Consider the following 23,596-nt stretch of genomic DNA (forward strand, 5'->3'; position numbering starts at 1 on the left):
TACCGGGAACGGTCCCGGGCGCTCGGCGCTAGCGGCTGGACTCGAGAGCGCCGACGATGACCTCTTCGTCGCAGATGACGTCCTGGCCCTGGGTGGCGGCCGCCACCGGGACCGCAGCAGGGGCGGGGGCGCCGTCGGCGATGTAGTGGCGGGAGAAGGTGCGCATCACGTGGGCCACGCCGAGGTCGCTGACCTCGCGACGGTCCGGGGCGAAGTAGTCGCGATCCGAGGTGGCGCTGGCGATGATCTCGTAGGAGGGGAAGTAGTCGACCCAGTCGAGCTGGCGCTCGACCTCGTCGGCCGCCACCCGCAGCACCGACTTCGAGGCCACCGTCGACACGAGGACGTGACGGTCCTCGAAGGTGGCGATGAGGGGGACGGGCGACACCGTCAGGAGGATCCGCACGTCGGGGTTGACCGAGCGGGCCAGGCGGCACAGCTCGGCCAGGTCGGCCCGGACCTCGTCGACGCCGTAGTTGACGAACTCGTAGTCGTCGGGCCCGCCGGAGGGCGTCCCGGCGGCGCCGGGGGCGGCGGCCACCACGCAGCCGTCGACCCGTGACCGCCAGGCCTCGGTGAGGCCCATGGTGAAGACGAGGACGTCGGCCTCCTCGAACACCCGCCGGGTGGCGGCCAGGTGGGTGGCCCGGTCGGCGGCGAGGTCGGCCTCGGAGGCGAAGCCGTCGGGCTCCACGACGGGCCGGAAGGGGTCGACCAGACGACCGTCGGGGCGGGTCCACGGCCCCTCGGCGGGGACCAGGTCGTCGTAGGCCCGCCGGAACAGCTGCACGGCCTGGGCCACGGTGTACACGTTGCCGTAGCGGGCCGAGAACACCCCGTAGCTGCGCTCGGTCGGGCCCGTCTCGGCCACGAAGTAGGTCAGGCCCGAACTCTGCAGGTGGCGGGACAGGTGCTGGGCGAAGCAGCTGCCCATGGTGGCCACCTTGTGCTCGGGCCCGAGCCGGTAGGGCGCCCGCACCACCGGGTCGACCCCGGCCGGCGGGGCGAAGGTGACGGCCCGGTTCCAGAACTGGTGGTCCGGCAGACCCTGGTACGGGTGGCTCATCGGCGCACCCCTGGTCCGTCCGGGGCGCTCCGCGTGGTGGATCGCACGGGGCACCGATGAGCGCGGACGGCTCCGCGAGCTCCGCCGTCAGAGAGCCCGTGCCGCCTGGGTCGCTCGCTGCGCTCGCTCACGCCTGGACCCTACCGGTGACCGGCGCCCGTCCTCAGCGCGGAGGTGCACCGATGCGGTGCACCTCCGTGCTGGGTTCGACGCTGCGCTGCGCCTCGGTCAGGCGCCGCCGCCGGCGGCGACGATGTCGGTGCGGACCCGCTCGACGGCCGTGCGCAGCTCGCCGAGCTGGGTGAGGGCCTCGTTGAGCTGGGTGCGGGTGTTGGGCCAGCCGCTGCGGAACGTGCCGGCGTGGCGGCCGTCCCAGACGCTGGGCTCGGACAGGGTGTCGCCCTGGGCGATCAGGTCGCGCAGGGTGTCAGCCAGGCTCCCCGTGATGATCGTGCCCATCTTGTTGGACGCGGCCTCGGCCTCGGGGGTGGTGAGGACTCTTCCACTCATCGTGCGGTCTCCGTTGGTTCCGGGTGTCGGGTCCGGCGGGGATGCCGGCGGTGACGTTTCGATACCCTTCATGCATCTCGTGAAACCTCCGACCTTCCTGATGCTCCGGGGAGGCCCCCCACCCGTCCGATCGGTCGCCCTGTCCGGGCGCCCCGCCCGGTCAGACCTGGGCGACCTGGAGGAGCTCGAGGTCGCCGCCCCCGCAGAGGTAGCCCCGGCCCGGGCCGATGGCGGTCGTCGTGCGGCGGGGGAGGCGGACCGACAGGAGGTCGCCGTCGAGGTCGATGTCGGGTTGGAGGAGGAGGCCGGCCCGGCTCTGGCGCAGGGTGCGGGTCCAGTGCGAGTAGAGGCCCCGCAGGGTGTCGGCCCGCCCGGCGCAGAGCACCACGACGTCGGGCCGCCCCAGCACCCCGGGCATGACCGCGCCGTCGGGGTCCACCGTCTCGACGTCGTCGACGAGGAGCAGCACCGGGCTCCCGTCGCCCGGTCCGTCGAGGGCGGGCCCGAGCCCGTCGGCCAGGGCGTCGGGGCTGATGACCGGGCCGAGGCTCCCGTCGCGCCCGAGGCTCGAGCGCCGCCCGGCCACGACGACCGTCCGCCAGCCGGCGTGCCCGGCGCCGGCGCCGGCGACGGCCAGCGCCGTGGTCCGCCCCGACCGGGCGGGGCCGGCGACGAGGGCGTGCTCGCCCTCGTAGAGGACGAGGCCGGCGGGGCCGAGGGTCCGCTCGCTGATCCCCAGGGGCAGCCGCCGGGGCGAGCCCGCCAGGTCGACGTGGTCGACGACGGTCGCGACGGGGACCTGGCGGGGGAGGGCGCCGATGCCCGTCGGCGGCCGGCGCAGGGTCGGGACGGCGCCGGCGATGGCGGCGATGGCGGCGTCGACGCCCTCGGCCGGTCGGGCGACCTGGACCTCCAGGTGGCGCTCGACGTCGAGGGCCCGGCCGGGGACGAACTCGGGCAGCTCGGCGCCCCGGAAGCCGCCCTGGCTGTAGTCGAGGTCGTCGCCCAGCTTGAACAGGAGCTGCTGGCGGACGAGCGACCGGAGCGGTCCGGGGAGGGCGGCGCTGCGGTCGGCGGTGGCCGCGATGTGGATGCCGAGCTCGGGGCCCTCGGCGAAGACGCGGGAGAAGCCCTCCAGCACCGGGCTGATGGCCTCGTCCCACTCGGCCCGGAAGGGGGCCACGCCGTCGAGGAGGACGAGGATCCGCGGCTCGCTGGTGCGGGGCGAGCGGAGGGCGCGCCGCCGTTCGGCCTCGGCCCGCAGCCACGTGACCAGGCGGGCCTGGCGCTCGCGGTCGTTGGCGGGGACGACGGCCCCGGTGTGGGGCAGCGCGGCCAGGGCCTCGAGGTCGCCGGTGCCGTAGTCGAGGGCGTACAGGTGGAGGTCGTCGGGCCCCGTCGCCCGGGCGGCGGCGACGGCCACGCTGAGCAGGGCCGTGGTGGTCCCGGAGCCCGGCAGCCCGACGAGGAGCAGGTTCCCGTCGTCGGGCGACCACCCGACGGGGACCTGGGTCTGGTCCTCGGGCGTGTCGGCCAGGGCGAAGGTGACCTCGGCCCCGGGGGCCGACAGCGGCGCGGCCGGGCCGGCCTGCTGCTGGAGGGTGGCCAGGTCGAGGTCCGGGGGCAGCGGGTCGGGCCAGGGTCGGCGGGGGGCGGGCCGGCCCGACGCAGCGTGGGCCTCGATGCAGGCGTCGACGAGCAGGGCCAGGTCGCTGGGCCCCTCGGTGCGCTCGACCGCGTTCGTCCCGCCACCCGTGCCGCCCGCCGACGGTCCGCCCCCGGCACCGGCTCGGTTGGCGCGGAAGGGTCGCACCTCGACCGCGCCGTGGGTCCCGCGCGACACCCCGGTGCTCAGCGCCGTCTGGACGGGGATGACCTCGCCCGGGCCGAACCGGGCCAGCGCCCGACCGGGCTGGTTCCGGCCGATGCGCGCCGCGTCGGCCACGTCGATGACGTCCTTGGAGTCGCCGGCGTCCTGCACCCGCAGGGCGATGCGGAGGTTGGTGTTGGCCTTGATGTTGTCGTTGACGGCCCCGCTCGGTCGCTGGGTGGCGAGGACCATGTGGACGCCGAGGCTGCGGCCCCGCTGGGCGACGCCGACGAGTGACTCGACGAAGTCGGGCAGCTCGGCCTTCAGGGTGGCGAACTCGTCGATGACCACGACGAGGCGGGGGAGGGTGGGGCGGTCGCCGGCCGGCAGCCGCCGGTAGGCGGGCAGGTCGGGGGCGCCGGCGTCGCGCAGGACCCGCTCCCGGTAGCGCAGCTCGGCCTCGAGGCAGCGCAGGGCGCGCTCGGCCAGGTGGGCGTCGAGGTCGGTGACCATCCCCACGGTGTGGGGCAGGCGAGCGCAGCGGTCGAAGGCGCTGCCCCCCTTGAAGTCGACGAGGACGAACGTGCAGTGGTCGGGGGAGGAGCCCGCCGCCAACCCCGCGACCAGCGATCGCAGGAGCTCGGACTTGCCCGAGCCCGTCGTCCCCGCCACCAGCCCGTGGGGGCCGTCGCGCACCAGGTCGAGGCTGAGCACCCCGTCCTCGGACACGCCGATGGGGCCCACCAGGTCGGGGTCGGTGCCGCCGGCGGACCAGCGGGCGGCGATGTCGCCGGCCGTGGGGGGATCGAGGCCCAGGAGGGGGAGGAGGGCGACGATGGGCGGGAGGCCGGCCCCGGCCACGTCCAGCTCGGGGTCGTCGAAGCGGGCCAGCCCCCGGGCCGTGCGGCGGGCGGTGTCCTCCGAGATCCCGCACGCCAGGACGTCGTCGACGCGGACGCCGGATCGCACGTGGTGGACGCGGGCGGTGCCGTCCTCGTCGGCGATCTCGACCACGGTCGTGCAGCTGGCCGGCAGCTGGTCCTCGGTGGCGGCCAGCACGATGCCGGCCACGTTCCCGGCCCCGCCCCGCAGGACCGAGCGCACCGGCGCCCGCCGCCCCTCGATCAGGGCCTCGTCGTCGACGACCACGAGCCGGGTCGGCCCCCCGCGGTCGGCCGCCAGCTCGTGGCGGGCCTCGGACCGTCGGGTCTCGGACGCCTCCAGCAGGGCCTTGCACACGGCCTCGGCGGCGTCGGGGTCGGCGGTGATGAGCCGGCCCCCGGAGCCGCCGGGGTCCAGCGTGTGGGGCAGCCACTTGGCCCAGTCCCAGTCGCCGGCCCGGTCGGCCGCGCTGAGCACCAGGGCGGGGAGGTCGGCCGGGCCGTGGAGCACGGCGGCCTGGGCGACCAGCGAGCGACCGACGGCGAGCACCGCCGACCGGGGCCCGACCACGCCCACCACGCCGCCCTCGGCCAGGTCGACGAGCACCGGTGTGTCAGCGATGCGGCTGGCCGTGCGGATCGCCTCCCGCACCTCGTCGGGCTGGTTCCGGCGATCGCCGTGCACCGGGGGCGTCCACGCCTCGGCGCCGATCCCGGCGCGGAGGTGCAGCCAGTCGCCGTGACCGGGGCGCCGCTCCCACAGCCGGACGCTGGGCTCCTCGACGCGACGGAGCAGCTCGGCCGGGTCGGGGATCTCGTCGGCGCGCCGGGCCCGCTCCTCCCCGGCCAGCCCGTCGAGCCTGGCGGCCAGCTCGGCCACCTCGCGCCGGAAGCGAGCCTCGTCCCTGCGCCGGCCCTTCCGGCCCCGACGCCTCGAGTCGATGGCGTTGCCGATGATCATCACCGGGCTCAGCAGCAGGAAGAGGGCGAACATCAGCTGCTTGGTGACGAGCACCATGACGCCGCCGAAGAGGATCGGGGCGACGATCGACATCACGCCGATGGCCGAGGTGCCGGTGCTCTCCTTCACCGCGGTCGGGGTGTCGACCGCGTCGGGGGGCTCCGGGGGCGCCGGGCGGGGCGGGCGGTTGAAGGGGACGGTGGCCCCGCCCCGCCCCGGTCCGGTGGCCAGGCCGGCGGGGTGGTCGTCGTCGATCGGCGGACGGACGGCCACCTGCACGGCACCCACCCGGGCGACCTGCCCCGGGGCCAGGGCCCGGGGCCGGTCGGCGACGGCCCCGTCCACCCACGTCCCGTTGAGCGAGCCGGCGTCGACCAGCGTGGCCCGTCCCTCGTCGTCGACCTCGAGGGTGGCGTGGTGGGCCGAGACGGTGTCGTGGCCGATGGCCAGGGTGGGGGTCTCGCGGCCCAGGGCCCACGAGCCCGGCCCGACCCGGCTGCGGGCGCCGGCGTCGAGCCCCCCGACCACGGCCACCTCCAGCTCCCCCGACGGGGCGGTCGGCCCGCCGGCGGGGATCTGGGGCCGGTCGCCGTCGCGGGGGGCCCACCCCGGTGACGGCGAGGGGACCAGCCGCACGGCGGCACCCGAGCGGATCCCGGCCCGGTCGAGCCTCCGGTCGGCGGGGACGAGGTCGCCCTCGGCCTCCAGGGCCACGTCGGTCCGGCCGCCGGTGAGCGCCGTGACCAGGTCCGACACGGTGGCGTCGGGGTCGTGGACGACGACGTCGAGCTCGTGGACCCGACCGCGGTCGGAGAGGACGATCTGCATAGGCCGGCGCTTCTTACCCGCTCGGACCGGGCCCCACCGACCTCCCCCTCCGTCCCGGGGACGATGGTGGGGGCCCGGGCGCCCGGGAACGTCCCCGGTACGCCTGGGGGTGGGGAGCGGTGCGTCGGTAGGTTGGGGGCATGGCCGAGCCCCTCGCCCCCGCCACCGGGCAGGGGGTGGTCCACCTGTTCTGGAAGGTGCCCACCCCCGGCTCCCCGGTGCCCCCCGCCGACGTCGATGCCGTGCGCATCGCGGTGAAGGCGGCCGAGGCCGACGGCGTCCAGGTCGTCCCCGTGGCCATGCTCGGCCACAAGGCCGACCTGGCGACCATGGCGCTCGGCACCGACCTGTGGCGGCTGCGCCGGCTCCAGACCGAGCTGGCCGCGGCCGGGCTGGTCCTCGTCGACTCCTACGTGTCGCTCACCGAGCTGTCGGAGTACGCCCCCGACACGGTCTCCGAGGGCCAGCGCCGGGTCCGCCTCTGGCCCCAGCTCCCGCCCGAGGGCAAGACGGCGTGGTGCTTCTACCCGATGTCGAAGCGGCGCTGGGTCGGCGCCAACTGGTTCACCCTCTCCTACGACGAGCGCCGCGAGCTGATGATGGAGCACGGCGCGTCGGGACGGAAGTTCGCCGGCCGCATCGTCCAGCTGGTCACCGGGTCCACCGGCCTCGACGACCACGAGTGGGGCGTGACGCTCTTCGGCGTGCACCCCGACGACCTCAAGGAGGCCGTCTACACGATGCGCTACGACCAGGCCTCGGCCCACTACGGCGACTTCGGCACCTTCTACACGGGCATGGTCGCCGGCCTCGACGAGGTGCTCGACCGCGTCGGCCTCGGCTGACCGCCCCGAAGCCCGGTCGCACCCGTGGCCCTCGTGGTCCGCACGGCCACGGCCGAGGACTGGCCCGCCATCTGGCCCATCTGGCGCCAGGTCGTCGCCGCCGGCGACACCTACGTGTGGGAGCTCGACGCCATGACCGAGGACGACGCCCGCGCCGCGTGGATGCTCCCGCCCCCGGCCGAGGTGATGGTCGCGGTCGACGACGCGGGCGTCGTCGTCGGCACGGCCGAGGTCCGGCCCAACCAGGTCGGCCGGGGGAGCCACGTGGCCAACGCCAGCTTCATGGTCGACCCGGCGTGCGCCGGTCGGGGGATCGGCCGGGCCCTGGCCGAGGCCGTGCTCGAGCGGGCCCGCGCCGCTGGCTACCGCGCCATGCAGTTCAACGCCGTGGTCGCCTCCAACGTCCGTGCCATCGCCCTGTGGCGATCGCTCGGCTTCACCGTCGTGGGCACCGTCCCGGGCGCGTTCCGCCACGCCGAGCGGGGCGAGGTCGACCTCCTCGTCATGCACCGGTGGCTCTGAGCGGCCCACCGCCACGACAGGCTCGACCTCGATGTGTGAACAGCGCGTGACCGCGTGCGTCCACCATCAGCCGGCGGGCTGATCGCGGAGTATGGTCCGCCGATCTTGATGAGCGAACCCTCTACACCATCGACGCGCCGGACCGGGATCGTTTTTCTCGTCGTGCTCCTCGCGCTGCTGGCCCTGGAGCTCGTCGGCGGCGCCCCCGCGGGTGCGGCCGGGTCCGACCCCGGCGTGGCGACCCAGGCCGAGGAGCCGGCGGCCCCCACCGTCCGCGGCACCCTCGAGAACAAGAAGGGCACCCGCGACCGGTCCGACGACGAGCCCGTGCCGGACGTGACGGTCGTCCTCCTCGACGAGGGCGGCGACGAGGTCGCCGAGACCGAGTCCGACGACGAGGGGGCGTGGGAGATCGAGGCCCCCGGGCCCGGCACCTACAGCGTCCAGCTCGACCAGGACACGCTCCCCGACGGCGTGGGCCTGACCGAGCGGCCCGACACCACGGTCCAGCTCGCCCCCGGCGACTCGCAGATCCAGATCTTCCAGCTCGGCGCCCGCACGCGGAACGTCACCAGCGCCTTCGACAAGTTCCTCCAGCTCGGCTTCACCGGCATCCGCTTCGGGCTGATCATCGCCATCGCCGCCGTCGGCCTGTCGCTCATCTTCGGCACGACGGGGCTCACCAACTTCGCCCACGGCGAGATGGTCACCTTCGGAGGCATCGCCGCCTGGTACGCCAACGTCGACTGGGGCCTCCCGTTCATCCCCGCCGCCCTCGTGGCCATCGCCGCCGGCGCGGGTGGGGCGGCCGCCATGGAGGTCGGGATCTGGCGTCGGCTGCGTCGCCGCGGCGTGAGCCTCCTGGCGATGATGGTGGTGTCGATCGGCCTCTCGATCGTGCTGCGGTACGGGTTCCAGATGTTCTTCGGCGCCAGCCCGCGCGTCTACGCCGCCTACCAGGAGCAGGACCCCATCATCGTCGGCCCGGTGCGGATGGCGCCCCGCGACCTGTGGAGCATCGGGATCATCCTCGCCGTGCTCGTGGCGGTGGCGTTCGTCCTCCAGCGGACCCGCATCGGCAAGGCCATGCGCGCCGTGGCCGACAACCGGGACCTGGCGGCCTCGTCGGGCATCGACGTCGACCGGATCATCCTCTTCGTCTGGGTGCTGGGCGGGGGCCTGGCCGCCCTCGGCGGCCTCCTCTTCGCCCTCAACGAGCGCATCTCGTTCAACAGCGGGTTCAGCCTGCTGCTGCTGATGTTCGCCGGCATCACCCTCGGCGGCCTGGGCACGGCCTACGGCGCCCTCGTGGGCTCGTTCATCGTGGGCATGTTCATCCAGATCTCCACCCTCGACATCAGCGAGTCCATCCCCGGGGTCCCGCCCAACCTGAAGAACGTGGGCGCCCTGCTGGTCCTCATCCTCGTGCTCCTGGTCAGACCCCAGGGCATCCTCGGCCGGGCCGAGAGGGTCGGGTAGCGGCATGGACTGGAGCCTCATCCTCGAGAACGGCCTCAAGGCGCTGGTGGGCACCGACGCCGTCGTGTTCGCCCTGGCGGCCATCGGCCTCAACGTGCACTTCGGCTACACCGGCCTCGTCAACTTCGGGCAGGTGGCCTTCCTGGCCATGGGGGCCTACGGCATCGCCATGGGCGTCGTCACCTTCGGCCTGTCGATGTGGCTGGCCATCTTCCTGGGGCTCTTCGCCGCCGTGGTGCTGGCCGTGCTCCTGGGCCTGCCCACGCTCCGCCTGCGGTCGGACTACCTCGCCATCGTCACCATCGCCGCCGGTGAGATCGTGCGGCTGGTGCTCCGCTCGGCGTCGCTGCGCGGCACCACCGGCGGGTCCGACGGCCTCCAGGCCTTCGCCGACCCGTTCTTCGACATCAACCCCCTGCCCGGCCGGGGCGACGGGGTGGCCTTCGGGCCCATCCACCTCGGCGAGGGCGGCTACGGCCTGTTCAACATCACCTTCGGCCCCAACACGACGTGGGTCCTGATCGTCGGCTGGACCCTGGTGGGGCTCACGTCACTGATGGTGTGGGCCCTCATGCGCAGCCCGTGGGGTCGGATCGTGAAGTCGATCCGCGAGGACGAGGAGGCCGTCCGCAGCCTGGGCAAGAACGTCAACTGGTACAAGATGCAGTCGCTGATCCTGGGCGGCGTGATCGGTGCCATCGGCGGGGTCATCTTCGCCATCTCCCGCCAGTCCGTGCAGCCCGACAACTACTCGACCGCCCTCACCTTCTTCGCCTACACGGCGTTGATCCTCGGGGGCACGGCCCGCATCTTCGGGCCCATCGTGGGCTCGATGCTGTTCTGGTCGCTGCTCTCGTTCACCGACGTGACCCTGCGCCAGGCCGTGGCCAACGACCTCATCCCCGGCGACTTCCTCACCGGGACCCGTGTCGGCATCCTCCGGTTCATCCTCGTGGGGCTGGGGCTCATCTTGCTCATGGTGTTCCGACCACAGGGCATCTTCGGCGACAAGAAGGAGGTGGCCATCGGTGAGCGGGGCTGATCTCTCCAAGGGCGGACCGACCGACCTGACCAAGCCCGGCGGGCGGGGCCCGGACCCGGCGGCCGGGGTGCACGACACCGTGGAGCGGGTGCCGGGTGCGGCCAAGCCCGACCCCATCCTCGTGGCCGACGCCGTCCGCCGGACCTTTGGGGGCCTGACCGCCGTCGACGTCGACCACGTCGAGATCCAGCGGGGCATGATCACCGCCCTGATCGGGCCCAACGGCGCCGGCAAGACGACGTTCTTCAACCTCCTCACCGGCTTCGACAAGCCCGACCACGGGTGGTGGACCTTCAACGGCACCAACCTGGCCGGCATGCCGGCCCACAAGGTCGCCCGCCGCGGGATGGTCCGCACCTTCCAGCTGACCAAGTCGCTGAACCGGCTGCCGGTCATCGAGAACCTCAAGCTCGGCGCCACGGGGCAGCGGGGCGAGAGCTTCTTCGTCGGCCTCCTCGGCCCCCTCTGGGGCGCCCAGGAGCGAGAGATCGAGGCCCGCGCCGACGAGCTGCTCGTCCGCTTCAAGCTCGACCACATGCGCAACGAGTTCGCCGGCTCCCTCTCGGGTGGTCAGCGCAAGCTGCTCGAGATGGCCCGGGCCCTCATGGTCCAGCCCCAGCTGGTGATGCTCGACGAGCCCATGGCCGGCGTGAACCCCGCCCTCACCCAGTCGCTCCTCGGCCACGTGAAGTCGCTGCGCGACGAGGGCATGACCGTCCTCTTCGTCGAGCACGACATGGACGTCGTCCACGACATCAGCGACTGGGTGATCGTCATGGGGGAGGGGCGGGTCATCGCCGAGGGCACCCCCCGTGACATCTCGGCCAACCCCGCCGTGATCGACGCCTACCTCGGCTCCCACCACGACGCCCCCCTCAGCGCCGAGGAGGAGTCGCAGGTGCTGGCCGAGGTCGACGCCGCCATCGCCCAGGAGGAGGCCCGATGACCGAGCCCGGCGGACCATCGCTCGACAAGGCACCCGCGCCGGAGCCGACCGACGCCCGGACCGGCGCCGTCCTCCCCTCGGCCGAGGTCGGAGGGTCGGGCGACCGCATCGTCGTCGCCGAGGACATCGTCGCCGGCTACGTCCCCGAGGTGAACATCCTCAACGGCTGCTCGCTCTACCTCGACCGCCAGGAGCTGGTGGGCATCATCGGCCCCAACGGCGCCGGCAAGTCCACCTTCCTCAAGGCTCTGTTCGGCCTCATCCCCATCCGGGCCGGCACCATGACCCTCGAGGGCCGCAACATCTCCGGGCTCAAGGCCAACCAGCTGGTGGCCCGCGGCATCGGCTACGTGCCCCAGAACGACAACGTCTTCCCCCGGCTCACCGTCGAGGAGAACCTCGAGATGGGCGCCTACAAGCAGAAGGGCTCCGCCTTCAAGGAGCGCTTCGACGTCGTCTGCGACCTGTTCCCCATGCTCGGCGAGCGCCGCAAGCAGCGGGCCGGCTCGCTGTCGGGCGGCGAGCGCCAGATGGTCGCCATGGGCCGCGCCCTCATGCCCGACCCCCAGGTCCTCCTCCTCGACGAGCCCTCCGCCGGGCTGTCGCCGCTGTACCAGGACGAGGTGTTCATCCGCTGCCGGCGCATCAACGCCGCCGGCGTCTCGATCATCATGGTCGAGCAGAACGCCCGGCGCTGCCTCCAGATCTGCGACCGGGCCTACGTCCTCGACCAGGGCACCAACGCCTACACCGGCGGGGGCGAGGAGCTCCTCCACGACCCCAAGGTCATCGAGCTCTACCTGGGGACGCTGGCGCGGGCCTAGCGGCCTCTCGTCGGACGCCTCGCTGGCGCTCGGCCTCCTCCTCGAACTCGGGGTGCTCGCTGCGCTCGCCCTGAAGATCTTCCCGGAGCGGGACGCCTCGTTCCTCGGCGCCACCGCTCCTCTGCGGGGGGAGACCCCCCGCACCCCCCTGCGGCTGCGCCGGGCCGGGCCTGGTCGCGGGACATCTGGCTGGGTCGCGATCGGGCGCCGTCTGGGCTGGCGCGCCGGGCGTTGGCGGGCTTGCTGCGCTCGCCGGGGCACCAGGGTGGCGGGCTTGCTGCGCTCGCTGGGACGCGGGAGGGCCCCGGCCTTGCGGCCGGGGCCCTCTCAGGTTCTGGTCCTCAGCTGAGGGGCTGGATCAGCCCTCGGCCTCGAAGGTCTCGCCGGTGGCGTTGCCCATGTTGCCGTCGGTGCCGTAGATCGGCACGTCCGCCGGGCCGTAGCCCTGCTTGATGAGCTCGGACACGATGCGAGCCGACTCCTCGAAGCCGATGACGACGATGGCGTCGGGGTCCTCACCGACGACCTCGTTCACCTCGGACTCGAAGGTCTGGGCGTCGGGCGAGTACGGCACGATGGTGAGCACCTCACCACCGGCCTCCTCGAACGACGACTGGAGGTCCTCGGCCAGGCCGTTGCCGTAGGAGTCGTCGAGGTTCAGCACGGCGATGGACGCGTTGCCGTCCTCGGCGATGACCTCGGCGAGCACGGCGCCCTGGAGGATGTCCGACGGGGCGTTGCGGAAGTACAGGCCCTTGTCGTCGTAGGTGCTCAGCTCCTTGGAGGTGTTGGCCGGCGAGAACATGGTGACGCCGGCGTTCACCACCGCGTCGATGACCGTCAAGGTGACGCCCGAGGAGGCGGCACCGATGATGGCATCGGCGTTCTGCGACAGCAGCCGGTCGACCGACTGGCTGGCGATGTCGGTGGTGGTGTCACCGGAGTCGGCCAGGACGAGCTCGACGTCCTGGCCGTTGAAGCCACCGGCCTCGTTGATCTCGTTGACGGCGACCTGCACACCAGCGACCTCGGGCGGGCCGAGGAAGGCGAGGCTGCCGGTCTCCGGGAGGAGGGTGCCGATGGTGAGGACGCCGTTGCCGGCCCGGTCGACCTCGGTCTCGGCGAGCGGGATGTCCGCGACCTCGGCCGGGGCCTCGATGGTCTTGAACTCGGTGAGCTCGTCGTCGATGCGGTTGTCCTCACCGAACTGGAGCACGCCGTAGGAACCGACCGTGGGCTCGCCGTTGCCGGAGAACTCGTGGGGGCCGGAGACGCCGTCGTAGTCGATGTCCTCACCGGCCTCGACGAGAGCGAGGCAGTCCGCGTACGTCGTGCACTTCTCGCCCTCCTTCGTCACCCCGACGATCTCGGCGGCGTGGGCGCTGCCGTCGTCGTCGGCGATCTGCGCCGCCAGGGCGATCACGATGGCGGCGTCGTAGGACTCCGGCCCGTAGTTGTAGTCCTGGAGGTTCGGATCGACCTCGTCCATCCGGGCCTGGAAGGCCTCGACCTCGGGCGTGAGCTCGGGGAGGGGCGTGGTGCCCCGCCAGCCCGCCAGGCTGCCCGTGGCCTCGCCGTCGCCGCCGGCCTCGGTGGTGTCGCCACCATCGCCTCCGCCCTCGGCCTCGGTGGTGTCGGTCTCGCCACCACCGTTGTCCCCGCCATCGCCCGAGTCGTCGTCGTCACCGCAGGCTGCAGCGAGGAGGACGAAGGCGAACAGCAGGGCGAAGAGGCGCATGAGCACCCTCTTGTCTCGCATGTATCTGTGTCCCTTCAGATGTGTGATCGACGACCTGGTGACCCCGAGGCCGACGGACGCGCATCGTAGGCCCTCCTCGCCCAGCCTGCCCGTGATGGACGGCCCCCCGTCACCGGATGTTCACACGCCCGACCCGACCCTCGACGGGCCACCTGCCGGTCACGCCGGCTCGACGGTGATCGTGTACGTCGCCGGGCCCGCGGTGAAGAGGTACACCTCCATGGTCGCCTCGAGCGGGCCGTCGACGACGAGCACCTCGTCGCCGTCGACGGCGTAGGACTCGCCGTCGAGCTCGACGTCGACGTCCTCGTCGGGGTCGTCGGCGGCGACCGTCACCACCACGCTCACGCCGTCGGGCACGACGATGTCGTGGAAGGCGACGTCGAGGTCGTCCTCGAGGGTCCCCGTGGCGACGGTGTCCCCGTCGACGGTGGCATCGGACCCCGACCCCGGGGCCGGCGGGGCCACGACCTCGAAGGCCACCGAGACGTCGACCTCGTCATCGCCGAGCAGCCCGCCGCGCCGCATGACGAGGAGGTAGTCGGAGCCCGGGGCGAAGGAGCAGCGCTCGCCCTCGACGCAGGCGAGCTCGCCGTCCTCGAAGACCTCGACGTCGGCGTCGCCGTCGACCACGGGCTCGGCCGTCACCTCTCGGTTGACGGTGAAGGCGACGCGGCGGACGGGCTCCGCCGGCGACACCACGCCCTCGACGGTGCCCGAGAGGGACACCTCGCCCAGGTCCTCGTCGACCACCCGCCCGAGCGTCACCGTCACCGGCGCGTCCCCGTCCCGGCTCTGGCGCTCCAGGACGAGCAGGTAGGAGCGACCCGCCGCGACGGTGTACCCCTCGAGCTCGCGCTCGAGCTCGTCGCCGTCCTGGTCCACGAGGTACGCGTCGGTCTCGTCGTCCACCGTCACGATGACCTCGCCGTCCTCGGGGACGGTCACCGTGCGGGTCGCCACGCCGGCGTCGCCCAGGTCGACCTCGAAGGTCTCCCCGAGCGGGGCCTCGCCGGCGGGCTCCACCAGGTCGGGACGGCCGACGAGGGTGACGACGACGTCGTGGTCGAGGTGCGGCAGCACGTCGCGGATGCCCTGGAAGATCGTCCGCACCGGGCTGACGACCCACCCGCCGCGCTCCTCGACGACGACCACCGTCGGGTCGTCGGGCAGGAGGGCCCGTCCGAGGTAGGTGTCGTCCGCCGCCGCGCACGTGTCGTCGACCAGCTCCTCCATCACCTCGGAGCGGAGGCACCAGCCGTCGAGCTCCCACCCGACCTCGCCGTCGGAACCCTCGACCGTCCCCTCGGCCCCGAGGACGCGGACCTGGGCCAGCCCCCCGCCCTGCTCCTCGACCTCCACGTCGATGTCGGTGACCTCGAGGTCGGGGTCGGGGGCGAGCTCGTCCTCGGCCTCGCCCTCCAGCAGCTCGGTGAGGGCCTCCTCGTAGGGGACGAGGACCGCCCACTCGTCCTCGGGGAGGGCGGCGGTCACGTCGCGGAGGTCGAGCTGCCCGATCGCCTCGACCAGCGCCACCACCGCCGCCTCGGGGTCGGGGGCGGGGTCGCGTCGCTCGACGTCGGCGTCGAAGTCGGCCTCCGCCAGGTCGAGGCCGTCGACGACCTGCTCGGCGATCGTGTAGGCCACGCTGACGAACCAGCCCCCGCCGCGCCGCACGGTGACGAGGTACGCCTGGTCCTCGTCGACCACGTCGTCGACCTCGTCGCTGATGTCGGCCTCATCGGACGACGCCTCCACCTCGTCGGGCAGCAGGCGCCGGGTCCGGTCGCTCAGGTCGTCGGGGTCGAAGGCGTAGCCGAGCGTCCCGTCGACGACGTGCACGCGGGCCACGTCGCCGGCGAGGGGCTCGACCTCGTAGGTCAGGTCCTCGGCCGTGAGGTCGATCCCGGCGAAGGTGTCCCCCTCGGGGGCGAAGCCCTCGTCCTCGGCCCGGTCGGTGACCTCGGCGAGGAGGTCGCCCAGCGTCGCCACCTCGTCCGGGGCGAGGGCGGCCGCGGCGGCGACCGGGTCCTCGGCCGCGATCGCCTCGGCCAGGCGCTCGACCGCCGCCTCCGGGCTGCTCGCGCCCGAGCCGCCGGCGCGGACCACGGCCTGGACGGTGAAGGCCCCCACGGCCAGCACGGCGAGGGCCCCGATGCCGGCGACCACCAACCCGACGCGACGGGGGCCCCGGGGCGCTGGGGACGGAGCCCCCGGACCGGGCGACCCCGGCGGGGCCCAGCCGGGCGGCCCGGCCGGGGGGCCGGCGGGCGCCCAGCCCGTGGGGCCGGGGGGTGGGCCCGGTGGGCCCCAGCCGGTCGGTGCGGGGGGCGGGCCCGGTGGGACCCATGACGGTGCGGGCCCGGGGCCGGGTGGGGGACCGGGCGGGACCCAGACCGACCCTGCGGGGGGCGCCGGGGGCAGGGGCGCGACGCTCGGGGGCGCTCCGGCGACGGGGGTGCCGCACCGCCCGCACCCACCGGCGCCCTCGGGCATCGGCGCTCCACAGGTCGCGCAGTCCATGGCCGTCCTCCCGGGCGGGGAGTCGATGCCGCTGCGGCGTCGCCCCGGCCGCCGAGTGTAGGAGGGTGGCCGCGCTCAGTCGCCGGAGGGGGCTCCCCCTGGTGGGGCGATGTCGACCGGCGTCCACGTCGGGAAGGCCAGGTGCTCGACCCCCAGGTGGCGGATGATGCGGCCGCGGGCCGCCAGCTGCTCGACGCACGGCCGGGCGACCTCCCGCCCGCCGGCCATCAGGACGTACTCGGCCAGCGGCAGGAGGATCGGGCCCTCGTCGGCGTCGCCGGCCCGGAGCACCGCCTCGACCTCGAGGGTGGGCCGGCACGGGTTGGTCCGGTCGAGCACGGCGCAGTGGTACACCACGCCCTCGAACACGCTCAGGGCCCTGATCCTCACGCGGGAGGTCGCCCGTCTCGCGGTGACCCCGCTGCTCGGCTGCGCCTCGCAGGTGAAGAGCGGCCGTGCTTGCTGGGTCGCCTCGCCTGGCGGCTCGGCTCCGTGATCCTCACGCGGGAGGTCGCCCGTCTCGCGGTGACCCCGCTGCTCGGCTGCGCCTCGCAGGTGAAGAGCGGCCGTGCTTGCTGGGTCGCCTCGCCTGGCGGCTCGGCTCCGTGATCCTCACGCGGGAGGTCGCCCGTCTCGCGGTGGCCCCTCGGCTCGGCTGCGCCTCGCCGATGGAGGGCGGCCCATCGGGGTCACCAGTGAGCCGTGCCCGGGCCGCCCTTGATGGGCCCGACGATGGCATCGGTGACCCAGCCGCCGTACACCCCACCGTCCATGGGTCGCACCACCTCACCGTCGACGGTGCACCGGTCGACGGACTGGGGGAAGAACGCCCAGTGCCCGACCAGCTCGGCGAAGGCGGGGACGGGGCGGAGGTAGGTCCACGCCGCCGAAGGTGCCGCCGCCGCTCCCACCACCACGACTCCTGCCCCGGTCCCGGGGCGATGGGTACGGGCCGGTCCACGGCGGCATCCTGCCAGCCGGAGGCGACGGTGCCACCCCGGGGTGGCGGCCCGGGCGGTGGGGCCGGCCGGCGGCTCGGCATGCTGGTCGGGTGGATGCCCCCGTCGACGACCCCGGTGACGCCGCCGCCCTCGCCGGCTACGCCGCCGCCCTGGCCCAGGGGATCGAGGCCCACCTGGCGGCGTGGGTCGAGCGGGTCGTGGCCGAGCGCCACCGGGCCTGGGGCGGTGCGGTGCCCGAGGAGGTGGCCGCCGCCGCCCGCGCTGCGGGCCGCGTCGCCGTGGCCGAGGTCGGCCCGCAGGTGCGCGACCTGCTGGACCGCGACGTCGACGCCCAGGCCACCGGGCCCCTGGCCCTGCTGCGCGCCGCGGCCGTCCACCCCACCCGCGTGCTGCGCGACGCCGGCGTGCCCCCGGTCGAGCGCGACCCGGTGGCGGTGCGCATCCACCCCGACGACGTCTACGACCTCGGCCCGGCCTCGTTCGCCGACGTCCACCCCGACCTCCACGAGCCCGGCCTCACCTGGGGGGCGGCCAAGGCCCACGTGATCCTGGCCCGCCGCCGCCGAGAGGGCCTCCGCTGAACCGCGGCCCGGGGCGGGGTGTGGTCAGACGACGCGGACGTTCAGGGCCTCGTCGCCCTTGCGCCCCGGGCCGATCTCGAAGTCGACGTTCTGGCCCTCCTCGAGGGAGCGGAAGCCCTCGCCCTCGATGTTCGAGAAGTGGACGAACACGTCGTCGCCGTCGGGGCGTGAGATGAACCCGTACCCCTTCTCGTTGTTGAAGAACTTGACGGTACCGGTGGGCACGAGGACACCTCTGCTGCGCTGATCTCCCGCACCACCTCGATGCGGTGCCGGGAGCCTAGGCGTCGGCACGACCGGGCCCCAGCACCTCGCGATCAGTGCGGTTCCCACGCTCCCGGGGTCTCCACCAGGGCGTCGACGTCGGGGGCCAGGGCCCCGGCGGCCAGGTCCGCCAGCGTCGTCCGCTCGAGCACGGCGCGCAGGTTGGCCCGCAGCGCGATCCACATGCGCTGCAGGGCCTCGAGGCCGTCGCGGTAGGCGATGTCCTCCGGGCGCTCGCCGCGGACGTCGGCCAACGGCCCCTCGACGGCCCGGATGACGTCGGCCACGGTGATCTCGGCCGCGGGACGGGCCAGGCGGTAGCCGCCCACCGCCCCCCGCTGGCTGGCCACCAGCTGCGCCCGCTTGAGGTCGGCCAGGATCGACTCGAGGAACTTGGGCGGGATGTCCTCCTCCGAGGCCAGGACGTGCGCCTTCATCGGCTCCGGGCGCACCCCGTCGGCCTCCGCCTCGGCGGCGGTCCGCGCCAGCGCCACCCCCGCCCGGACGGCGTAGTCGACCTTGGCGGTGGTGCGCACCGATCGATCATGGCACCCGGGGCCCGGCGGCGTCGGCGCTGGTCGACGCCCCCACCCCACCGCGAACCGGCGACAGACCCGTTCCGGCGACGGCGGGCCCGGGTCTCGGTGGCTGGATGTGGCACGTCGGCGATGTCGCCGGTCGCACCGATGCCGACGCACGTCCTCCGACCCCGCCCGCCGCCCCGAGGGGGTCGGCGGCGCCGACGCCGTAACCTGCGGGGATGCCCGAGCGCCTCGTCGTCATCGGTGGGGACGCGGCCGGGATGGCGGCGGCGTCGCAGGCCCGCCGTCTGAACCCGAACCTCGACATCGTCGACCTCGAGCGGGGGACGCGCACCAGCTACTCGGCCTGCGGCATCCCGTACCTCGTCGCCGGCGACGTGGCGTCGCCCGACGACCTGGTGGCCCGCACCCCCGAGGAGTTCCGGCGCGAGCACCGCATCGACGTGCGCATGCGCCACGAGGCCATGGCCGTCGACCTCGACGCCCGCACCGTCGAGGTCCGCAGCCTCGACCACGACCGCACCTTCCGGCTCGGGTTCGACCAACTGATGTTCGGGACCGGCGCCCGTCCCATCCGCCCCGCCCTGCCCGGCATCGACGGTGCCCAGGTGCGCGGCGTCCAGACGCTCGACGACGGCTGCCACCTGCTCACCCAGGCCAAGGAGATGGGGTGCAGGGACGTCGTGGTCGTCGGCGCCGGCTACATCGGGCTCGAGATGGCCGAGGCCTTCCACCGGTGGGGCGCCCGGGTCGTGCTGGTCGAGGCGGCCGAGCGCCCCATGAGCCGCACGCTCGACCCGGACATGGCCGACCGGGTGGTGGGTCAGATCCACCGGCTCGGCATCGAGGCCCGCTTCGGCGTCGGCGTCGAGGGGTTCGAGGCCGGCGTCGTCCACACCGCGGCGGGACCCGTGCGCGCCGACCTCGTCGTGCTCGGCCTCGGGGTCGCCCCCGAGTCGACCCTCGCCGAGCAGGCCGGGCTGACCCTGGGCACCCGGGGCTCGATCTCGGTCGACCGGCGCCAGGCGGCCAGCGCACCGGGGGTGTGGTCCGCCGGGGACTGCGCCGAGACCTACAACCGCGTCTCGCAGCGGCGGATGCACGTGGCCCTGGGGACCGTGGCCAACAAGACCGGGCGGGTCGCGGGCGTGAACATCGGCGGCGGCTACGCCACCTTCCCCGGCGTCGTGGGGACCGCCATCACCAAGGTGTGCGGCACCGAGGTGTCCCGGACCGGGCTCTCGACCGACGAGGCCGAGCGGGCCGGGTTCCAGGTGGTCAGCGCCACGGTGGAGACGACGACGGTCGCCGGGTACCTCCCGAACGCCGAGCCCATGACGGCCAAGGCCATCGCCGAGAAGGGCACCGGTCGCCTGCTCGGCTTCCAGATCGTGGGCGGGGCCGGGGCCGCCAAGCGGATCGACACCGCCGCCACCGCCATCACCGCCGAGATGACGGTGATGGACGTCGTCGAGCTCGACCTCGCCTACGCCCCGCCGTTCTCGTCGGTGTGGGACCCGGTCCAGGTCGCGGCCCGGGCCGTCGTCCGCCAGGTCTGAACACGGTGATCACCGGCGCGAAACGTCCCGGCAACATGCTGACGCCAACCTGTCGGGTCTGATGGCCATGACCGCACCTGCGACCGACGGGTCCTCCGTCCCCACCCTCGACCCGGAGGCGGTGATGGCAGCCGCCGGGCCCGGTCTCGACCTGGTCACGACGTGGACCCGGGCCGTGGACCGCTGGGTCGCGGCCCTCTTCGCCCGGGCGGTGGGCGCCGACCCGACGACGGCTGCGGTGGCGCCACCCCCCTCGGGCATCGCCCTCCTGGCCGTGGGGGGCTACGGCCGGGGCCAGCTGTGCCCGGCCAGCGACCTCGACCTGCTGCTGCTCCACGCCAAGGCCATCGATGCCAAGCCGATCGCCGAGGCCCTCTGGTACCCGATCTGGGACGCCGGGGTGAAGCTCGGCCACTCGGTGCGCACCCCCAAGGACGCCCTCGGCCTGGCCGCCGACGACCTCGACACGGCCACGGCCCTGCTCGACGTCCGGCTCCTCGCCGGCGACCCGCTCCTCGCCGACGCCCTGGCCCGGGAGGCCGCCGCCCAGTGGGAGAAGCGGGGCAAGCGGTGGCTGGGCAAGCTGGCCGACTCGGTGGCCGCCCGCCACGCCAAGGCCGACGAGGTGGCGTTCCTCCTCGAGCCCGACCTCAAGCTGGCGCGCGGCGGCCTGCGCGACATCCACGCCGTGCGGTGGGCCGAGCGGGCCCGCCAGGTGCTGCTCGACGACGACCACGCCTCGATCGACGAGGCCGAGGCCGACCTCCTGGCCGTCCGGGCCGAGCTGCACCGGGCCAGCGGCCGGACCAGCGACGTGCTGACCCTCGACCAGCAGGACGCGGTGGCCGAGGCGCTCGGCGTCGACGGCGGCGCCGACGGGCTCATGGCCATGGTGGCCGAGCGGGCCCGCACCGTGGCCTGGCGCTCGGACGAGACCTGGCACCGGGTGCGAGCCATGCTCGCCGGGCCCAGCTGGTCGATGGGCGGGCGACCGCGGGAGATCGGGCCCGGGCTCGAGCTGCGCGACCGGGAGGTGCACCTCACGGCGGCGGCGGACCCGGCGACCGACCCGGCCATCGCCCTGCGGGCGGCGGCGGCTGCCGCCCGGCTCGAGACGCGCATCGACCGGGCATCCCTGGAGCGGCTGGCCGCCGAGACGACGGCGTTCGGCGACCCCTGGCCCGCCGGCGCCCGCGAGGCGCTCGTCGACCTCCTCTCGGTCGGTCCTGCCGCCATCGCCCAGATCGAGGCCCTCGATCAGGTCGGCGTCTGGCTCCGCCTGCTCCCGTTGTGGGCGCCGGTGCGCAACCGCCCCCAGCGCAACGCCTACCACCGCTTCACCGTCGACCGGCACCTGCTGGAGACCGCCACCGGCACGGTCGAGATGATCGACACCGTCGACCGGCCCGACCTGCTGGTGCTGGGGGGGCTCCTGCACGACATCGGCAAGGGCCGCCCCGGCGACCACACCGAGGTGGGCATGGAGCTGGTCGCCGTGCTCGGCCCGCAGATGGGCCTCGACGCCGACGACACGGCCACGCTCGTCGACATGGTGCGGCACCACCTGCTGCTCCCCGACGTCGCCACCCGGCGCGACCTCGACGACCCGGCCACCGCCGAGGGGGTGGCCGCCCGGGTCGGGTCCCTCCGCACCCTCCGGCTGCTCCACGGCCTCACCGTGGCCGACTCCCAGGCGACCGGCCCGGCGGCGTGGGGGTCGTGGAAGGCGGGCCTGGTCACCACCCTGGTCGAGCGCACCGCGGTGGTCCTGGGGGCGGCGCCCGGGGGGGAGACGGCGCTGCCGTTCCCCAGCGCCGAGCACCGGGCCCTGCTGGCGGCGCGCCAGCAGCGGGTGCAGGGCGAGGGCGAGGTGCTCACCGTCGTGGCCCCCGACCGCCCCGGGCTGCTGCGGCGCGTCGCCGGCGCCGTCGCCCTCCACGACCTGGGGGTCCTCGCCGTGGACGCCATCTCCTCCGACGACGGGTGGGCGCTGGAGCGCATCACGGTCGAGCCGCCGTCGTCGGACCCGGTCCCGTGGGCCCGGGTGACGGCCTCGGTGGAGGCCGCCCTCGACGGGCGGCTGGCGCTCCGGGCCCGGCTGGCCGAGCGGGCCCGCACCCACCGGCCCCGCAACCGCATCCGCAGCGCCCACCAGGCCCCCAACGAGGTCCGTTTCGACAACGAGGCGTCGCGCCACGCGACGGTCGTCGAGGTCCACGCCACCGACGCCCTCGGGCTGCTCGAGCGGATCTGCCGGGCGCTGGGGGAGATGGACCTCGACGTCCGCTCGGCCAAGGTCCAGACGCTCGGCGACCGCGTCGTCGACGCCTTCTACGTGCGGGGCCCCGACGGGGCCAAGCTCACCGACGAGGCCCACCTGCGCGAGGTCGAGCGGTCCCTCCTCCACGCCCTCGACTCCGAGTAGGCGGTCGGCCCGAGGCCGCGGGATAGGTTGCCGCGGTGGACCGGGAGCCTGTCAGCGAGGCCGACCTGCTGCGGTGGAGCGAGGCCCTCGCCGGCATCGCCCGCACCGGGCTGGGCTTCAGCGACAACACCTACGAGCGGGAGCGGTTCGAGGAGATCCTCGCCGTGGCCGCCGACATCCGCCACGCCGCCGGCCACCCGTTCGACCCCGCCCAGCTGGTCGTCGAGTGGATGAAGTCGGTGGGCTCGGGCGTCCCCGGCTACGTCACCCCGAAGGTCGCCGTGGGCGCCGTCGTCGGCGACGACCAGGGGCGGCTGCTCCTGGTGCAGCGGGCCGACTCCGGCGTGTGGCTGTACCCCACCGGCTGGGCCGACATCGGCTACTCGCCGGCCGAGGTGGCCCGCAAGGAGGTCCACGAGGAGACCGGGATCGAATGCGAGGTCGAGCGGCTGCTGGCCGTGTTCGACGGCATGCGGCAGGGCTTCAGCCGCATCCCGCTCTACTCGCTGGTGTTCCTGTGCCGGGCCACGGGCGGCGACCTGGCGGCCCATCCGCTCGAGTGCGCCGACGTGGGCTGGTTCGCGGCCGACGCCCTGCCCACCCCGCTCGCCGGGCACGACCGCTGGGGCGAGCTGGCCTTCGCCGCCATCGGCGGCGAGGTCCGACCCACGTGGTTCGACCAGCCCCGCGACGCGCCCTGGCGCACCCCCGGGTAGGGCGACGGACGGGGTCAGACCCTGCACGAGTCCTCGCTGCGGGCACAGCCGTCATCCGAGGGCGTCGAGGAGGTGGGCGATGACGTCCAGGCGGCCGCCCGAGCGCTCCCACGCCCGCCCGAGGTCCCGTCGGTCGATCGCTCCGCTGGCGTCGGGCTCGACCCCGAGGGCGGCGGCGGCGCACGCGTCGAGCTGGTCGGCCGGGAGGTCCTCGTCGAACGCCCACGCCGCCTCCAGCCCCGTCCACACCGCGGTCGGGTCGAGGCGGGGGTCCTCCCCGGCGGCGATGGCCGCCGCGACCTGGGTGAACAGCTGGTCGGCCGCGAGGTCCGGGGGGCGGGTGAAGTCGGCGCAGGGGTGGAGGCGCCACTCGATCGGCATCCCGTCGGGCCCGTCGCTGCGGAGCCACGTCTGGCTCCCGTTGCCGTAGGTGTCGGCGGGCGCGCCGAAGCGCTGGTGGAGGGCCGCCAGGAGCGAGGGCCGGAGGCGCCACACGCAGGTCGCGGCGAGGTCGGGCATCCCCGTCACGCTACGGGTCCGCCCCCGGCACC

20 protein-coding genes are annotated in these 23,596 nt (G+C 74.5%); 10 read left to right on the forward strand and 10 right to left on the reverse strand.

Annotation, left to right across the window (positions count from 1 at the left end; translation table 11 throughout):
* Positions 1-28 precede the first annotated feature (28 nt).
* The 3 genes from HC251_RS03870 to HC251_RS03880 form a co-directional block, all read right to left on the reverse strand.
* Complete coding sequence (locus HC251_RS03870) at positions 29-1,066, reverse strand: GSCFA domain-containing protein (protein ID WP_219944003.1); 1,038 nt, start codon at positions 1,064-1,066, stop codon at positions 29-31.
* Positions 1,067-1,294: 228 nt separating this feature from the next.
* Complete coding sequence (locus HC251_RS03875) at positions 1,295-1,576, reverse strand: hypothetical protein (RefSeq protein ID WP_219944004.1); 282 nt, start codon at positions 1,574-1,576, stop codon at positions 1,295-1,297.
* A 160-nt stretch (positions 1,577-1,736) separates the two neighbouring features.
* A complete protein-coding gene (locus HC251_RS03880; RefSeq protein ID WP_219944005.1) occupies positions 1,737-6,056 on the reverse strand; it encodes an FtsK/SpoIIIE domain-containing protein in 4,320 nt (1,439 codons plus the stop codon).
* 140 nt (positions 6,057-6,196) lie between these two features.
* Between HC251_RS03880 and HC251_RS03885 the strand changes: the two genes are divergently transcribed.
* The 6 genes from HC251_RS03885 (at position 6,197) to HC251_RS03910 (ending at position 11,714) form a co-directional block, all read left to right on the forward strand.
* Positions 6,197-6,901, forward strand: a complete 705-nt coding sequence (locus HC251_RS03885) for a chlorite dismutase family protein (protein WP_219944006.1) — start codon at positions 6,197-6,199, stop codon at positions 6,899-6,901.
* Between the two features lie 24 nt (positions 6,902-6,925).
* Positions 6,926-7,423, forward strand: a complete 498-nt coding sequence (locus HC251_RS03890; RefSeq protein WP_219944007.1) for a GNAT family N-acetyltransferase — start codon at positions 6,926-6,928, stop codon at positions 7,421-7,423.
* Between the two features lie 108 nt (positions 7,424-7,531).
* Positions 7,532-8,902, forward strand: coding sequence for a branched-chain amino acid ABC transporter permease (locus tag HC251_RS03895; protein WP_219944008.1), 1,371 nt, complete (start codon positions 7,532-7,534; stop codon positions 8,900-8,902).
* 4 nt (positions 8,903-8,906) lie between these two features.
* Positions 8,907-9,944, forward strand: a complete 1,038-nt coding sequence (locus HC251_RS03900) for a branched-chain amino acid ABC transporter permease (protein ID WP_219944009.1) — start codon at positions 8,907-8,909, stop codon at positions 9,942-9,944.
* A complete protein-coding gene (locus tag HC251_RS03905) occupies positions 9,931-10,890 on the forward strand; it encodes an ABC transporter ATP-binding protein (protein WP_219944010.1) in 960 nt (319 codons plus the stop codon). The genes HC251_RS03900 and HC251_RS03905 overlap by 14 nt, the downstream gene beginning before the upstream one ends.
* On the forward strand, positions 10,887-11,714 hold the full coding sequence (locus tag HC251_RS03910) for an ABC transporter ATP-binding protein (RefSeq protein WP_219944011.1): 828 nt from the start codon (positions 10,887-10,889) through the stop codon (positions 11,712-11,714). The genes HC251_RS03905 and HC251_RS03910 overlap by 4 nt, the downstream gene beginning before the upstream one ends.
* A 358-nt stretch (positions 11,715-12,072) precedes the next feature.
* Here the strand turns inward: HC251_RS03910 and HC251_RS03915 are convergent, their stop codons facing one another.
* The 4 genes from HC251_RS03915 to HC251_RS03930 all read right to left on the reverse strand — a co-directional run bounded on the left by HC251_RS03915 (position 12,073) and on the right by HC251_RS03930 (position 16,913).
* Positions 12,073-13,473 (reverse strand): ABC transporter substrate-binding protein, encoded by a 1,401-nt coding sequence (locus HC251_RS03915; protein WP_219944012.1) that lies wholly within the window; start codon positions 13,471-13,473, stop codon positions 12,073-12,075.
* Positions 13,474-13,632: 159 nt separating this feature from the next.
* Positions 13,633-15,642 (reverse strand): hypothetical protein, encoded by a 2,010-nt coding sequence (locus tag HC251_RS03920; RefSeq protein WP_219944013.1) that lies wholly within the window; start codon positions 15,640-15,642, stop codon positions 13,633-13,635.
* Positions 15,643-16,071: 429 nt separating this feature from the next.
* Positions 16,072-16,365, reverse strand: coding sequence for a hypothetical protein (locus tag HC251_RS03925; RefSeq protein WP_219944014.1), 294 nt, complete (start codon positions 16,363-16,365; stop codon positions 16,072-16,074).
* A 320-nt stretch (positions 16,366-16,685) separates the two neighbouring features.
* A complete protein-coding gene (locus tag HC251_RS03930) occupies positions 16,686-16,913 on the reverse strand; it encodes a hypothetical protein (RefSeq protein ID WP_219944015.1) in 228 nt (75 codons plus the stop codon).
* A 134-nt stretch (positions 16,914-17,047) separates the two neighbouring features.
* Here HC251_RS03930 and HC251_RS03935 point away from each other — a divergent pair, with 134 nt between their 5' ends.
* On the forward strand, positions 17,048-17,539 hold the full coding sequence (locus HC251_RS03935) for a hypothetical protein (protein WP_219944016.1): 492 nt from the start codon (positions 17,048-17,050) through the stop codon (positions 17,537-17,539).
* A gap of 24 nt (positions 17,540-17,563) precedes the next feature.
* Here the strand turns inward: HC251_RS03935 and HC251_RS03940 are convergent, their stop codons facing one another.
* Together HC251_RS03940 and HC251_RS03945 are read right to left on the reverse strand one after the other, a co-directional pair.
* Complete coding sequence (locus HC251_RS03940) at positions 17,564-17,764, reverse strand: cold-shock protein (protein WP_219944017.1); 201 nt, start codon at positions 17,762-17,764, stop codon at positions 17,564-17,566.
* 92 nt (positions 17,765-17,856) lie between these two features.
* Complete coding sequence (locus tag HC251_RS03945) at positions 17,857-18,339, reverse strand: Rrf2 family transcriptional regulator (RefSeq protein ID WP_219944018.1); 483 nt, start codon at positions 18,337-18,339, stop codon at positions 17,857-17,859.
* Positions 18,340-18,563: 224 nt separating this feature from the next.
* Here HC251_RS03945 and HC251_RS03950 point away from each other — a divergent pair, with 224 nt between their 5' ends.
* The 3 genes from HC251_RS03950 (at position 18,564) to HC251_RS03960 (ending at position 23,045) form a co-directional block, all read left to right on the forward strand.
* Positions 18,564-19,904 (forward strand): FAD-dependent oxidoreductase, encoded by a 1,341-nt coding sequence (locus HC251_RS03950; RefSeq protein ID WP_219944019.1) that lies wholly within the window; start codon positions 18,564-18,566, stop codon positions 19,902-19,904.
* A gap of 67 nt (positions 19,905-19,971) precedes the next feature.
* Positions 19,972-22,329, forward strand: a complete 2,358-nt coding sequence (locus HC251_RS03955; protein WP_219944020.1) for a [protein-PII] uridylyltransferase — start codon at positions 19,972-19,974, stop codon at positions 22,327-22,329.
* A 35-nt stretch (positions 22,330-22,364) separates the two neighbouring features.
* Positions 22,365-23,045, forward strand: a complete 681-nt coding sequence (locus HC251_RS03960; protein WP_219944021.1) for an NUDIX hydrolase N-terminal domain-containing protein — start codon at positions 22,365-22,367, stop codon at positions 23,043-23,045.
* A 51-nt stretch (positions 23,046-23,096) separates the two neighbouring features.
* Here the strand turns inward: HC251_RS03960 and HC251_RS03965 are convergent, their stop codons facing one another.
* Positions 23,097-23,564, reverse strand: coding sequence for a hypothetical protein (locus tag HC251_RS03965; RefSeq protein ID WP_219944022.1), 468 nt, complete (start codon positions 23,562-23,564; stop codon positions 23,097-23,099).
* Positions 23,565-23,596: the final 32 nt, after the last annotated feature.

Origin of the sequence: Iamia sp. SCSIO 61187 (assembly GCF_019443745.1) — a bacterium.
Classification (GTDB): Bacteria; Actinomycetota; Acidimicrobiia; order Acidimicrobiales; family Iamiaceae; genus Iamia.

Excerpts from the sequence above, each read along its gene's own strand:
- HC251_RS03885 (WP_219944006.1), top strand. The coding sequence starts at position 6,197 with ATGGCCGAGCCCCTCGCCCCCGCCACCGGGCAGGGGGTGGTCCACCTG.
- HC251_RS03950 (WP_219944019.1), top strand. The coding sequence starts at position 18,564 with ATGCCCGAGCGCCTCGTCGTCATCGGTGGGGACGCGGCCGGGATGGCG.
- HC251_RS03895 (WP_219944008.1), top strand. The coding sequence starts at position 7,532 with ATGAGCGAACCCTCTACACCATCGACGCGCCGGACCGGGATCGTTTTT.
- HC251_RS03910 (WP_219944011.1), top strand. The coding sequence starts at position 10,887 with ATGACCGAGCCCGGCGGACCATCGCTCGACAAGGCACCCGCGCCGGAG.
- HC251_RS03965 (WP_219944022.1), bottom strand. The coding sequence starts at position 23,564 with ATGCCCGACCTCGCCGCGACCTGCGTGTGGCGCCTCCGGCCCTCGCTC.
- HC251_RS03900 (WP_219944009.1), top strand. The coding sequence starts at position 8,907 with ATGGACTGGAGCCTCATCCTCGAGAACGGCCTCAAGGCGCTGGTGGGC.
- HC251_RS03870 (WP_219944003.1), bottom strand. The coding sequence starts at position 1,066 with ATGAGCCACCCGTACCAGGGTCTGCCGGACCACCAGTTCTGGAACCGG.
- HC251_RS03915 (WP_219944012.1), bottom strand. The coding sequence starts at position 13,473 with ATGCGAGACAAGAGGGTGCTCATGCGCCTCTTCGCCCTGCTGTTCGCC.
- HC251_RS03955 (WP_219944020.1), top strand. The coding sequence starts at position 19,972 with ATGACCGCACCTGCGACCGACGGGTCCTCCGTCCCCACCCTCGACCCG.
- HC251_RS03875 (WP_219944004.1), bottom strand. The coding sequence starts at position 1,576 with ATGAGTGGAAGAGTCCTCACCACCCCCGAGGCCGAGGCCGCGTCCAAC.
- HC251_RS03880 (WP_219944005.1), bottom strand. The coding sequence starts at position 6,056 with ATGCAGATCGTCCTCTCCGACCGCGGTCGGGTCCACGAGCTCGACGTC.